Origin of the sequence: Neobacillus sp. DY30 (assembly GCF_030123065.1) — a bacterium.
In the GTDB taxonomy this organism is placed as follows: domain Bacteria; phylum Bacillota; class Bacilli; order Bacillales; family Cytobacillaceae; genus Neobacillus.
Genome location: NZ_CP126093.1, coordinates 2,724,032 through 2,736,856, shown reverse-complemented (window position 1 = coordinate 2,736,856; position 12,825 = coordinate 2,724,032). Strand labels below are relative to the sequence as shown.

Sequence of the window (12,825 nt, the reverse complement as noted above, 5' to 3'; positions counted from 1 at the left end):
CACCTCCAATGTGTGAAGTGCACCCGAATTGTTAGACACACTCTAACAATTCGAGGTGCATTTTTTAATGGCGAAATTTTCGACAGAGCAAAAAATACAATCAGTAAAAGAATATCTAAATGGTAATGATGGAGTGAAAACAATTGCTCGTTCAATCGGTGTAGATCATAGTGTACTCCTTCAGTGGATCAAACAATATAATCTTTTTGGTGAAGATGCCTTTGAAAAACGGTATACATCCTATCCTCAACAGTATAAACTAGACGTACTCAATTATATGAACGAGCAAGGGACGTCTATCAGGGAAACAGCAGCGATCTTTAATATTCCATCACCTTCAACACTTTTAAAATGGAAAATCGCTTATGAATCAGAAGGATTGGATGCCCTACAAATAAAGAAAGAGGGACGTCCATCTATGAAAAATGAGAATCAAAAAACATCCAATAAACAAGTACCAGCGGAAGGGTCAATGGAAGCACTCCAAATGGAATTAGAACGTTTACGTATGGAGAATGCATATTTAAAAAAGTTGAATGCCTTAGTTCAAAACAAGGAAAAATCACCAAAAAAGACAAAGCGCAAGTAGTCTTTGAATTAAGGCATGAATTTCCGGTGAAAGCACTTTTACAACTCGCAGATATCCCCCGTAGTACGTATTATTATTGGGTGAAAAACATGGGGCGTCCTGATACAGATGCAGAGCTGAAGGAATTGATTCAATCCATTTATTGGACCTATATAATGGAGAAATTATTACATATACAATTGGATCAAGACCGACCTATTCACTTGTCTCAACGATGTTATATCAAGCCTTTGAACGGTTAACCGACGGCAATAAACTACTTATTCATTCAGATCAAGGTTGGCACTACCAGATGAAAAAATACCAACATTCCCTAAACGAGCGAGGTATTACGCAAAGTATGTCCCGTAAAGGAAACTGTTACGACAACGCCGTTATAGAAAATTTCTTCGGGATTTTGAAATCAGAATTTCTGTATCTAAAAGAATTTGAAAGTGTCGACCATTTCAAACAAGAACTAGAAAAATATATAGATTACTACAATCACAAACGAATTAAGGCAAAATTAAAAGGCCTGAGCCCAGTACAGTACCGAGTTCAGGCCCAACAAGCTGCCTAACGAAATAACCTGTCTAACTTTACGGGGTCACTTCATGTGTAGAGGTGTTCTTTTTAGCAGTTATTTATAACCAACCTTCATCAATGGTACTATTATCGGCAAGAGAAAATGCTGCATTGGTAATCGCTTGTGCTAACGAATTACCGTTTTCGCAAACATCATTAAAGCAAACCTCATATTCTCCTATTTCTGAATATGTATAGCCGAAAATTTTTAATCTTTCAACGATTAAAAGTGCATGTTCAAGGTTTGCCTCTGGGTTAAAGTCATAAATGTAGATTTCTTTTTCTGCGTCATACCATCTTTCCCACCGATTTAATTTCCAACCTAGTATTCTGCGTGCTATTACCTCTGTTTTGTTCATATCTTTCAAACCTCTTTATACTCTGGATTACTTTATTTTAACACTTTTCAACATAACTATTTATTTCAATATTGTGTCGACAAAAAAGACTCTAACTTGAAAACTTTTTTAGGCTTCATGTGACCAAGCTATTTCTTTTACACCGGGAATCTTCGAATTGATACAAAATCAAAAGGGAGAATAACTTTATTAACTTTATCTACTCGTGGGTAATCTTTTAGCTTACCCTCATACAGAAATTGAAATTGTGATGCAGTTTGCAAATCATGAGGTGTTATTAGTGGCAGCGGCTTATCAAAATCGATGATGTTTGATTCCTTAAATAGAAAAGCAACAAATTGAGAGCAAAAGAAGGCATTTTGTCTTTTTATCGGTTTATTAAACATAACGCCAAATAGACCTAAAAAATTGTAGCGATAATCTTTCTTCTGTGCTTCAAATTCTCTTAAATAGTGTTTCATTTTTTGAATTTGATCCTCTGTTACTGTAATGGAGTAAATCATACAGTCTGCTTGTTTAAATAAACCAGCCTTCACATCTTCCTTCACAAATCCCCCGATGAATGGGTTTCGGGCAGTTTTCCGACCAAAACTATATACCTCTGATAACTGTCCATCAAAAGCGATAGATGCATGATTATATGGTTTTTTCGTATATAGCCTTATCATTTTTGTTAGGAAAGAACTTGTATTTGTTAATAGAAGGTACACCTGTTTTTCTATCATCATTAGCCTCCTTAAAAGTTACTCAAGAAAACTTCTCTGGTTTTACTATACAAATTAAAACTTAAGAAAAGTTTTATAGAATCCTTAAGATATTCTTAACTTTTAGGAAACTGTACTTGTATATAACAAAAAAGAATCACCTTTCCTGTAGGATAGGTGATTCCGCTGATTTTAACATGACTTAAACTATATTAACTTCTTTCCATGTTCGAACACTATTAATGAACCAGACTTTGGTTGCTTTTTCCAAATCAGCATGTGTGAGTGTTTTTTCGCGTATTTCTCCACTACGGATTAATCTGTCACGAAAAGTTCCAGCTAGTAATCCGCTGCTTATTGGTGGAGTCCATCGTATCCCATCAATTTCTAGTACAACATTGCCATTTGTAAATTCGGTTAATTCTCCGTCTTGATTCCAAAGCAGGACATCAAAAGCTTCTGCCGGCTTCTGGATTTGGAACTTATCATAAATTTCACGATTCGTTGTTTTATGGTATAGAAATGGAATCGTTTTATCGACTGGCCCGTCCGCTAGAACGACCTTCAATACTGAATCCTGCTGATTGATAGGCTGGTCTTCTATCGTCCATTCTCCCTCTTTGGCCAATAGCAATCGAACCTTCTTCAGTCCGTTACGATTTTTATCTCCAAACTCGTCTAAAGATCTTTTTATTCTATCAATTTCACACGGAAACCCAAAATACAGAGCTGAATTCTCTAGGCGTGTAAGGTGTTCCTCGAGCAAAAAATAAGTCCCATCTTCTAATAACAAACTCTCTAGCAATTGAAATTCCGCAGGTTTTTCCTCCAACAGTTTTGCTTTTGCTAGAACCTCATGGTATTCCCCTTGCGATGTGGAATCCCATGTAATTCCTCCGCCTACACCATAAACGGCATGGCCAGTTGAATGGTCAAGCAGCACTGTTCTGATTGGTACATTAAAAATCGCTTCCTTATCAGGTGTAATATAGCCTATCGCTCCGCAGTAGACCTCACGTGGTTCATTTTCTAGGTCAGCAATAATGTTCATCGTGCTAACCTTTGGTGCCCCTGTAATCGAACCGCATGGAAAAATAGCTTTGAAGATATCAACTAAGGTGGTGGTTTTTGATACCTTTGCAGAAATCGTAGAGGTCATTTGATGAACCGTTGGGTATTGTTCAATTTCAAATAATCTCTCCACTGCAACTGTCCCTGGTTCGGCAACCATTCCGAGGTCATTTCGCAGCAAATCGACAATCATAAGGTTCTCCGCACGATTTTTCTCTGATTGAAGCAGCCAGTTTGCGTTTGCAGCATCCTCTTCAAATGACAAACCTCTTTTAACCGTCCCTTTCATGGGCCGAGTGGTAATTTTTCCATTATCCAAGTGAAAAAACAACTCCGGTGAAGCAGACAAAATACTATGTTCACCTGTATGTAAGTATGCACAATAATTGGAGCTTTGTGCCTTTTTTAACCTAGTATAAAAAGCTAGACCATCACCTCTAAATTGTGAGTGGAGGCGGATCGTATAATTCGTTTGGTATGTATCTCCCAACTGGATCGATTTTTTTATAGAGGATATCGCTTGATTATACTCCTCTATCGGTATCGTTGGTTTCCATTCAGTTACTGAAAATTCTCCATCACTGCTAATTTGTTTATAATCGGGTTTTGAGAAAATACCAAACCAGAGCAAAGGTAAAGAACCCCCGCTCTGGACCTTAAAGGCTGAATCAAATGCAGGAGCACTTTCGTATGATAAATATCCTGCAGCGTAATACCCTTTTTCGACAGCTTCTTGAACAAGCTCAAAGCACGGTATCACATCTTCTACCTTGTATGCCGCAATCACGCTGACAGGATGTTGAAACGTTAGCGGGTTTATTTTTCCGTTTGAATCGGCAAATTCAAATGCTAAAAGAGGTTCTTTTTGTACCATAATCTTTGCTTTCACCCTTAAGTTTTCTGATTTTTTTTAAGAAAAGAAACCTCTTTTAGTTTATTTATCCTTGTTTCGTTCGTCAACTCTTTCGGCTAATTCCCTGGAAAACTCTGTTGCGTAGTGAGGCCGGAGTTGACTAGGTGATACATCTTTCTGGGCTGTTTTATTTGCAGTTGTACGTTTCCCGTAGTTCATAACAAAATAAATGAGGGAGAAAATGACTACCATACTGATGCCCGTAACAAGACCAGCTGTCTGTCCTGGAATAAAAGGCATACATAACAAAATGATAATTAAGCTTATTAATGCGATCCAAGATGTTAGCGGGAAACCTGGCATTTGGCAGATTCCACCAGGCGGACATCCTTCCCTTTTACGAAAGCGGATATGACTCGCCATAATGACGGCATATGTAAAGATTAGTGCGAATCCGCCTGATGTTATTAAAACTAGATAGGCTCTCGGAAATAACAGACCGAAAAACAATCCAATCAGCATGGAAAGACCAGAAAATAGGATTCCTTTATAGGGAACATCTCTTTTGTCCTTTAGCCAATTTGGTGCATGACCTTCATCTGAAAGAGAGCGGATCATTCTTCCTAATCCAAAAATACATGCCAGCATGGCAGAGAGAATGGCTGATATCAATACCAAATTTAGCGCAGTACCTGCCCATCCTATTCCCCATCTATTTAGTGAAGCTACCATTGGACTGACATTCTCACTAAGTTCCGCTGTAGGAATGAGCGGCAGTAGGACTGCTGCATACAGGATATATAAACCAACCAATGAAAAGACGGTATAGCGAATTGCTTTCGGAATCGTTTCCGTTGGATTATCAGCCTCCGTTGCAGCTAATCCAATGATTTCAAAGCCTGCATAGGCAAAGACAACCAAAAGCATACTTCCGGCAATTCCTTGCACTCCGCCAGGCATGATTGGTTCCCTTGCCAATTCACCAGCACCAATGGCTGGAGTTCCGGGCATTAAACCTGCTATCAAAACTAGTGCAGTTAGGATAAAAAAGATAATCGCAAAAATCTTAACCGCAGATAACCCGCTTGCGAGTTTACCTATTTTATCCGCACCTAGTAAATTGAGCAGCGTGACAGCTACAATAATTGATCCGCCTAACCAAGCGATCGATACATTCGGAACCCATTTTCGCACTAATAGGGAAATCGCTGTAGCTTCACTCGACATTGATAGAACCGTGCCTGTCCAATACAGCCAGCCCACCACAAATCCCGTCCCTTGACCAAGCTCCCTTGTTGCAAAGGTACTAAAGGAACCTACTGTTGGAGCACCTACCGTCATCTCTGACAAGGCATAAAGGATAAGGTAGACAAGCACGCCTGCCAAAACATACGATAATAAAATTGATGGACCTGCTGCATTAATTGCCACTGATGAACCCAGGAAAAAAGAACCCCCAATAACGCTTCCTAACGCCATCATCGTTAGCTGCCATGCTGATAACCCTTTTCCTTTGGTTTTTGTTGCTTTTTCAGCCATTTTACATGTTCACCCATTTTCTAAATAATCTAACGTTATTATTCACTTCATTTAGAAAAGGATTCTATGGGATATCTTGCTAGCCGGGCGGTTTGTTTTTAAAAGAATTGATTTACGAGCAAACTTATATTTGACATAAAATTTACAATTCAACAACTGTGCCTTAACAATTCTCACCTATACTGAGTGTAACCAGATGAATAAGGGAAGGAAGATGTTGCATGCGTGAATTCATGTTTAGAATTGTCATTTTGATTCCAATTTGTACTTTTATGTAGAAATCCTCGATTATAAATTTATCAAAATACTTCTAAAACCAGCACAAATACTCCTCTTACATTATTCCAGCGAATTTGGCAGCTGTTCATAAGCTAGCCTCAAAATAATTTCGTTATGTTGCGGATATATCTTCATCAGTTCTTCCTGCGTAAACAGTTCAAAGTCTTGAAATTCAAATCCCGGGGAAACCATACAGCCCACTAGTGAACAAGTATCCTGCTCAGAAACGGAAGACCCAAATATTGAATTTTTCTTTACTAAGACTTGTGGGACTTCACCCACATCAAGATTCATCCCTAACTTTATTTCTTTATAATCTCCACTTTCATCAATAATATGAATACTCAAAGAACTACCGCCGTGATAATACCAAAGCTCATCGGATTTAAGTCTGTGAAAATGGGAAACATCATCTGAAGTTAACAGAAAATAAATACTCGTATAAAGTTTACGTTTTCCCTTGAACGTTACCGATAATTCTTGTTCACTTATTTGTTCTTCAGACTGAAAGGTTTCTCTGTAATAACCACCCTCAGGATGTGGTTTAAGACCAAGCTTCGAAACTAGATTCTCTAAATTATTAATATGCATGAGTAATTCCTCCATATATAATCTTTTCGTAAACGTAAATAAAGCTGCCTTAATGGCAGCAAATTCTCTTCACACTTATTATTTTTCTATTTTTTCAAAGGTTTTTAAGTGACTAAACCAGTGAGCCAGTAAATAAAATGAGGTTAGAATTAAGAAAGAATAGTGATAAGACCAATCAATTTTCTTGTATAAATCAAATTGGGCCAATACAGGTATCCCCACGTATGCACCTAAAACTCCAAAAGAAACTGCTTTTAGATATGGATTAATGTTAGGCTTAAATTGCAACAATAGCATTACAAACACTGGTAAAACAGAAAGTCTGTATGAAAAATTTATTGTCGCCACAGGAACTACTTTGACAGGATAAGCCCACTTACCAAAACTAACTCCAACTGTATCAAGGATTTCTGATAATACCATCACCAATAAACCAGCAGAAAATAAACGCGCGGTGCTTTCACGATTTCTGATTATACCCCAAATCATCCAAGGAACAACAATCATAGCTAATGCAGTCCACCACGGCCAGGTAAATAAAAAGGCACTCATAACAGATTCCACAATTAACTGGTTTGCTTCATTGATAAGTTTTGTGGCTTTATCTACTTGTTTCAATCCTTCTTGGTAAGTCATCGACTACCCACCTCATCACAATTTCATGTCTTGTTAGTTTACACGGCAGCTTCTTTGGCTATTCCCTTTTCTTAGGTAGATTACCTAAGAATTTATCTTGATGAAATTTGCATACTAAAAAAGGGCGTTTCCTTAGAAAGCAGCCCTTTTTTTATTATAATACCCTCTTCAATTCCTCAATAAAGCCAAATACCTCTTCTTCTTTTGTTGCCCACGATGTTACGAGACGTATTGCAGAGGAATCAGCATTTACTTTCTCCCAGACATGAAAAGCATAGCTGTTTTGAAGCTCGTTGATAGCTGCATTAGGCAGAATCGGAAAGATTTGATTGGAGGGCGAATGGGTCAAAAACTTGATATCAGCTTTTACGAGCTCGTCTCTAATTTTACCTGCCATCTGATTCGCATGGGCGGCTAAGTCAAAGAACAAATTATCCCGAAACAGTTCTAGAAACTGTATTCCCAGCACTCTCCCTTTTGCAAGGAGCGCTCCTTTTTGCTTAATATGATAACGAAAATCTTCCTTCAAGGAATCACGACAAATTACCAATGCCTCACCAATAAGAGCTCCATTCTTTGTCCCGCCAATATAGAACGCATCCACCAGCTTAGGAAGATCACTTAACCGCAGGTCATTCTCCTCTGAACACAAAGCCGAACCAAGCCTTGCCCCATCCATATACAGGATAAGTTGATTGCGCTGGCAAAAATCACGTAATTCCTGAAGCTCGCTCTTAGAATAAATGGAGCCAATCTCTGTTGAGTTTGATATGTAAACCAATTTCGGCTTCACCATGTGTTCATCAGGATGCCCGTTAAGGACTCCCTGCAAATCCGATGGTGAAAGTTTTCCATCTTTCCCCTCAACAGAAAGTATTTTATGACCGGTTGCCTCGATGGCACCCGTTTCATGCCCGAGAATATGTCCGCTGCTAACCGCAATTGCAGCTTCATGTGGTCTAAGGAAGGCTGAAATGGCAATTAAATTAGTTTGTGTTCCGCCTGATATAAAGTGAACATCCACGTCATTGGTTTCGAGTTTTCCCTTTATTAATTCTATTGCTTTTCTTGAAAACCGGTCTTCACCATATCCGTCATTCTGTTCTAGGTTAGTTTCTAGTAAAGCATTCAAAATTCTAGGATGTGCTCCTTCGCTGTAATCGTTCTTAAAGCTGTACATTCTATTGCCCCCATTTTTTACTTTTTCTATCCACCGTATATCATACCAAGATTTCGTTTAGCCTACCAAAATAAAGGTAAAAAAATAAAAGGATGTACTACCACATCGGCTACTCTTTTTGGTATTATTCGCATATCAGTATTACATTATGGTTATTAAAGGGAGACTAACAAAGTGGAGATTTATAAAAGAAAAGGAAATTTAATTAAAATGCACCCTGCTCAAATCCTTGTTCTCGGCTTCGGTGGACTAATATTATTGGGAACTTTCCTTTTTATGCTGCCGTTTTCTACTTATGAAGAGGGTCGTGGATTAAGCTTTATTGATGCTTTATTTGAAGCAACCTCGGCCGTTTGTGTAACCGGTTTGGCTGTTGTCGATACAGGAACAACCTTTACTTTGTTTGGAGAGATTGTTCTCCTTAGCTTGATTCAGGTTGGCGGCTGGGGGTTTATGACCACAGGAATATTTATGTTCATTATCTTAGGAAAAAAAATTGGCTTAAAGGAGCGCTTACTGCTTCAAGATTCCTTAAATGTGTTTTCTCTTGCTGGTGTTGTCAGCTTAGTGAAGCGAATCATTTTCATTACATTTATTGTTGAGTTGCTGGGGGCTATTGTTTTAGCATTTCGATGGTCTTTTGAAATGCCGCTTAAGACAGCCATTTATTATGGAATCTTTCATTCAATTTCCGCATTTAATAATGCGGGTTTTGGGCTTGAACCTGATAGTTTAAGTAAATGGGTTGGTGATCCTACAGTAAATATCGCCATCACTTCTCTTTTCATTACTGGAGGTATCGGGTTTACCGTTATCCTTGATCTATGGGCTAAGAAATCTTTACGGAAACTATCCCTGCATTCCAAAATTGCCTTACTAATGTCACTATTTTTAAATATTATTGGGTTTCTAATTATCTTGATTTCCGAATATAGCAATTCGTCAACTATTGGAAACCTAGCTTTTGAAGATAAACTTTGGGCTTCTTATTTTCAAGGGGTCGTAACCAGGACTGCTGGTTTTAATACGATTGATATTGGTGCAATGAATCTTTCTTCTCTTGTTTTTATGATGGCACTGATGTTTATTGGTGCTTCTTCAGGATCGACAGGCGGTGGAATTAAAGTAACAACTTTCGCCATTATTATTCTAGCTTTTTGGGCAGTCGTGACAAATCGGGACAACGTGAACCTTTTTAAAAGAAGAATTTCATGGGAATTGGTAAATAAATCTTTGTCCATCGTCGTTGCAGCTATATTTTTTATCTTTCTTATTTTCTTTTTACTAACTTTTACAGAAAAAGCTGATATGAGCAAACTCTTATTTGAAACGATTTCTGCCTTTGGAACCGTAGGATTGTCAGCAAATTTCACACCAGAGCTCTCTCCATTTGGAAGGATATTGATCACCATCTTGATGTTTATAGGACGACTTGGGCCATTAACCATGGCATTTGCTTTATTAAATCCAAGAAAAGACGCCAAGGTAAAATACGCCGAAGAGAAAATATTAATTGGATAATGAAAACACACCGTTTATGATTTTAAACGGTGTGTTTTTTCAAGTTTATAAATTATTTTTCAAGGATTTCTTTAATTTTTTTCAAATCTTTCATGTTGGCTTTTTTCATCATGAAAGACATAAACGGCGATATTATTTTTGAAAACCCCGTCGGTATTCCTTTATTTCTTAAAATCATTCGTGTTTGGTTATCATTAACGGCGTGCCATGTATAGATCGTTTTCATCGGGAAAGGACCTTGAGCGGTCTTCATTACTAACTTCTTTCCCGGAACAAACTCTACAATCTTATAAACATAGGCAAGTTCCCTCCCTAGAAACTTAGCCTTAAAAGCAATTTGAGAACCAATCGCAAGTGATTTAGGAGATCTCCACTCGGCTGAATGAATATTTACATACCATTCTGGTGCATGATCAGGGTTCGAAGCATACGTTGATACTTGTGAAATTGGACGATTAATTAGGATTTCTGTAACTACATCTACCATAGTCAAGCTACTCCATTTTATTTTCTACATAATTTTTAAGTAAAGTTCCAAGGAGGTATTCCCATCCTTTTGTGTGTTCTTGTTCCCATTGATTCTGGATTACTCCTGAAGCCGTATGGGAAAGTTGAAGGACAGTTCCTCCTTCTTTTTCTTGTAGACGATAGGTATAGGCACTATTCACAGCACCTTGCATACCGAGGTGTCCGAATAGACGAATTTCTTCAGGAGCGTTTACAAAGTAAACATTCCCCCATATGGCCCCATCATTTTCACCCCATTTTTCAATAAATTGCCCTCCTGGTACGGGATCAAATGTAAAGTGAGACGTGTCTCCTTTGGGTGCTATTCGAAATTCCCACCAATCTTCCACCTTTTCTGTTAATGCTTTAAAAACATCTTCACGCGACGCGTTTATAAATAACTCCTGCTCAATACGAAATTCACCCACTTTTTCTTTTCCTCCTATTTGTTCTACTGCCGAACGTAACTTTAATAGAGAATTGGCCGTTGGCTGCATATATTTACCTACCCAGCGGTTATGCATCTCTTGAAGTGGCACTGCATTAAGAAAGTTCCGTTTATATTTGCCTTCACGACGAACCAATACCAAATTTCCTTCTTCTAAAATCTTTAAATGTTTCATTATGGCATACCTAGTTACTTCAGGAAAATACTCATCTAATTCTCCGGTTGTTTTAGGAGATTGCTTAAGGATGTCGAGAATTTCCCTGCGGATCGGATGCCCTAGTGCTTTGAATACGTTAGAGAGCCCCTCACTCATTACATCGTCCTTTCAGTATCATTTACAAAACATGTGCCCAAATGGTCACATTTAAATCAAGTGACCGAATAGTAACATGTTTTTCTTCATTACGTCAAGTCAAAAAATCTTATCCTTTTCTTTTTGTGAAAAATCACGATAAAAACAAAAAAGCCCGTCTATACAAGACGGGGTTTGTTCATTTAATTAATTCTTTTAACCAAGTTAACTTAACTAGGTTTAAATCTATGCAATAAATCCTTTATCAATTAAATTAATGTGAGCTTTTTGTCTAAGTAGTCTAATCTTCTGATTTTTGGTTAACCTTCTCCAGATTCTTACTTTGAAATACATAAAAAGCCCTCCTAACTATGATTGGAGCTCCTCCAAATACTTCTACACATTTCTACTTTTTTATCTACTTAACTCGAATTTTAATTTTATTGTGATATGTTTTTATTTTATCAAACATATTGTTGCTTGAAAAATTAAAAAGGTCGACCAATTCTAACGTAATTTTACAAAATTCACTGTTAATTTCATGATAAATACACTGTAAAATAGGATATTACTAGAAAACATTCCATTCATGTCGAAATGTATTTCGAATATTATGAAAATATGTGTCAATATTGTGAACTTTAAATGGAAGCAAATAGCCCTTCAGTTTTTTAACTGAGGGCTTCTAGTTCACTATAACTTGTTATAAAAAAGGAAAAATTTGTCCATTCTTGCTGAAGAAAAATTGTATCCTATTCATTTTTCGAGGTAACTGGCACCCAAATTTCACTCCGAAAAGTTGGAGAAGTTACGTCTTTATGTTCGTTCCATAACATTTCTGGACCTACTGCAAGTTGATAGTTCGAGGACGGAAACCATTCTGAGTAGATACGCCCCCATACATTTTGCAGCGTATCAGGAAATGGACCGACGGCTTCAAATACTGCCCAAGTTAAGGCAGGTACTTTAATTTTCGATAAACCCAAAGGGCATTCCATAGTGGTCGCCACTCCAATGTAATGATCTAGCTCCCCTTTTTCCTCCATTCGTCCTTCTGAAAAGTTCGTCGATGCACTAAGCAATCCAATCGGCTCGACATTCGATAGCTGCTTAAGCATGTTAATTTTCTCCATATCTAAACTCTGCCACATCGCTGCAATTTCCGGATTTACACCATTAAAAATAATTGGAACTCTTTTTTTGATTCCCACTAAATTAAAGTTTTCTTTTTCTATTATTCGGTAGTTCATTTCACTTGCTCCTTTAATGGATAGTTGGAAGGTCATCCTAGGGAAAGCTTTCAGCGATTGACCGCCACTTCTTGCTTCTGAAGGTGTTATTCCATGTAAGCTTTGAAAAGCTCTGGTAAAGGAGTCCGGAGAGCTATATCCATATTTAATGGCAACATCTATTATCCTCACTTTACTATTCTTCAAATCAAAAGCTGCTAGTGAAAGACGTCTGCGACGTATATACTCAGACAGCGATACACCAGCAAGATAAGAAAACATCCGTTGAAAATGATATTCCGAACAAAGAGCGAGCCTAGCCACTTCTTTAAAATCAATATCTGCTAGTAAATTTTCTTCTATAAACCCTATAGCATCGTTTAATCTTGTTAGCGAATCCATGAATGACCTCCTCTCATTAAAAGAATAGCAGAAAGCAAATGAACACATCCGACTATTCCTG

11 protein-coding genes and 1 pseudogene are annotated in these 12,825 nt (G+C 37.7%); 2 read left to right on the top strand and 10 right to left on the bottom strand.

Features of this window, described 5'->3' with window-relative positions; genetic code table 11:
* The first annotated feature begins 67 nt into the window (after positions 1 to 67).
* A pseudogene (locus tag QNH29_RS13155) lies at positions 68 to 1,148 on the top strand (IS3 family transposase).
* 64 nt (positions 1,149 to 1,212) lie between these two features.
* Here QNH29_RS13155 and QNH29_RS13150 read toward each other — a convergent pair.
* From QNH29_RS13150 to QNH29_RS13120, 7 genes are all read right to left on the bottom strand, one after another.
* A complete protein-coding gene (locus QNH29_RS13150) occupies positions 1,213 to 1,512 on the bottom strand; it encodes a BC1872 family protein (RefSeq protein WP_283865198.1) in 300 nt (99 codons plus the stop codon).
* A gap of 137 nt (positions 1,513 to 1,649) precedes the next feature.
* Positions 1,650 to 2,240: a hypothetical protein gene (locus QNH29_RS13145; RefSeq protein WP_283865197.1), complete on the bottom strand. Its 591-nt coding sequence runs from the start codon at positions 2,238 to 2,240 to the stop codon at positions 1,650 to 1,652.
* 178 nt (positions 2,241 to 2,418) lie between these two features.
* The gene (pabB, locus tag QNH29_RS13140; protein ID WP_283865629.1) at positions 2,419 to 4,161 is read right to left on the bottom strand and encodes an aminodeoxychorismate synthase component I; all 1,743 of its coding nucleotides are present in this window, start codon (positions 4,159 to 4,161) and stop codon (positions 2,419 to 2,421) included.
* Between the two features lie 60 nt (positions 4,162 to 4,221).
* A complete protein-coding gene (locus QNH29_RS13135; RefSeq protein ID WP_283865196.1) occupies positions 4,222 to 5,679 on the bottom strand; it encodes an amino acid permease in 1,458 nt (485 codons plus the stop codon).
* A 339-nt stretch (positions 5,680 to 6,018) separates the two neighbouring features.
* Positions 6,019 to 6,549 (bottom strand): cupin domain-containing protein, encoded by a 531-nt coding sequence (locus tag QNH29_RS13130; RefSeq protein ID WP_283865195.1) that lies wholly within the window; start codon positions 6,547 to 6,549, stop codon positions 6,019 to 6,021.
* Positions 6,550 to 6,627: 78 nt separating this feature from the next.
* Complete coding sequence (locus tag QNH29_RS13125) at positions 6,628 to 7,185, bottom strand: CBO0543 family protein (protein WP_283865194.1); 558 nt, start codon at positions 7,183 to 7,185, stop codon at positions 6,628 to 6,630.
* Between the two features lie 154 nt (positions 7,186 to 7,339).
* Entirely contained in the window at positions 7,340 to 8,365 is a 1,026-nt protein-coding gene (locus tag QNH29_RS13120; protein WP_283865193.1) for a threonine aldolase family protein, read from the bottom strand.
* A gap of 210 nt (positions 8,366 to 8,575) precedes the next feature.
* On the opposite strand from QNH29_RS13120, the gene QNH29_RS13115 reads away from it, so the two are divergent.
* Positions 8,576 to 9,886 carry a TrkH family potassium uptake protein gene (locus tag QNH29_RS13115; protein WP_283865628.1) on the top strand — a complete coding sequence of 437 codons (1,311 nt, stop codon included), beginning with the start codon at positions 8,576 to 8,578 and terminating at the stop codon, positions 9,884 to 9,886.
* 52 nt (positions 9,887 to 9,938) lie between these two features.
* Here QNH29_RS13115 and QNH29_RS13110 read toward each other — a convergent pair whose 3' ends face one another.
* The 3 genes from QNH29_RS13110 to QNH29_RS13100 all read right to left on the bottom strand — a co-directional run bounded on the left by QNH29_RS13110 (position 9,939) and on the right by QNH29_RS13100 (position 12,764).
* Entirely contained in the window at positions 9,939 to 10,373 is a 435-nt protein-coding gene (locus QNH29_RS13110) for an SRPBCC family protein (RefSeq protein WP_283865192.1), read from the bottom strand.
* A 7-nt stretch (positions 10,374 to 10,380) separates the two neighbouring features.
* Positions 10,381 to 11,154 (bottom strand): SRPBCC domain-containing protein, encoded by a 774-nt coding sequence (locus QNH29_RS13105; RefSeq protein ID WP_283865191.1) that lies wholly within the window; start codon positions 11,152 to 11,154, stop codon positions 10,381 to 10,383.
* Positions 11,155 to 11,885: 731 nt separating this feature from the next.
* The gene (locus tag QNH29_RS13100; protein ID WP_283865190.1) at positions 11,886 to 12,764 is read right to left on the bottom strand and encodes an AraC family transcriptional regulator; all 879 of its coding nucleotides are present in this window, start codon (positions 12,762 to 12,764) and stop codon (positions 11,886 to 11,888) included.
* Positions 12,765 to 12,825 lie beyond the last annotated feature (61 nt).

What these genes read in the sequence shown, in the direction of transcription:
- QNH29_RS13135 (WP_283865196.1), bottom strand. Translation starts at nt 5,679, where the DNA reads ATGGCTGAAAAAGCAACAAAAACCAAAGGAAAAGGGTTATCAGCATGG.
- QNH29_RS13125 (WP_283865194.1), bottom strand. Translation starts at nt 7,185, where the DNA reads ATGACTTACCAAGAAGGATTGAAACAAGTAGATAAAGCCACAAAACTT.
- QNH29_RS13105 (WP_283865191.1), bottom strand. Translation starts at nt 11,154, where the DNA reads ATGAGTGAGGGGCTCTCTAACGTATTCAAAGCACTAGGGCATCCGATC.
- QNH29_RS13120 (WP_283865193.1), bottom strand. Translation starts at nt 8,365, where the DNA reads ATGTACAGCTTTAAGAACGATTACAGCGAAGGAGCACATCCTAGAATT.
- QNH29_RS13145 (WP_283865197.1), bottom strand. Translation starts at nt 2,240, where the DNA reads ATGATGATAGAAAAACAGGTGTACCTTCTATTAACAAATACAAGTTCT.
- QNH29_RS13100 (WP_283865190.1), bottom strand. Translation starts at nt 12,764, where the DNA reads ATGGATTCGCTAACAAGATTAAACGATGCTATAGGGTTTATAGAAGAA.
- QNH29_RS13115 (WP_283865628.1), top strand. Translation starts at nt 8,576, where the DNA reads ATGCACCCTGCTCAAATCCTTGTTCTCGGCTTCGGTGGACTAATATTA.
- pabB (WP_283865629.1), bottom strand. Translation starts at nt 4,161, where the DNA reads ATGGTACAAAAAGAACCTCTTTTAGCATTTGAATTTGCCGATTCAAAC.
- QNH29_RS13130 (WP_283865195.1), bottom strand. Translation starts at nt 6,549, where the DNA reads ATGCATATTAATAATTTAGAGAATCTAGTTTCGAAGCTTGGTCTTAAA.
- QNH29_RS13110 (WP_283865192.1), bottom strand. Translation starts at nt 10,373, where the DNA reads ATGGTAGATGTAGTTACAGAAATCCTAATTAATCGTCCAATTTCACAA.
- QNH29_RS13150 (WP_283865198.1), bottom strand. Translation starts at nt 1,512, where the DNA reads ATGAACAAAACAGAGGTAATAGCACGCAGAATACTAGGTTGGAAATTA.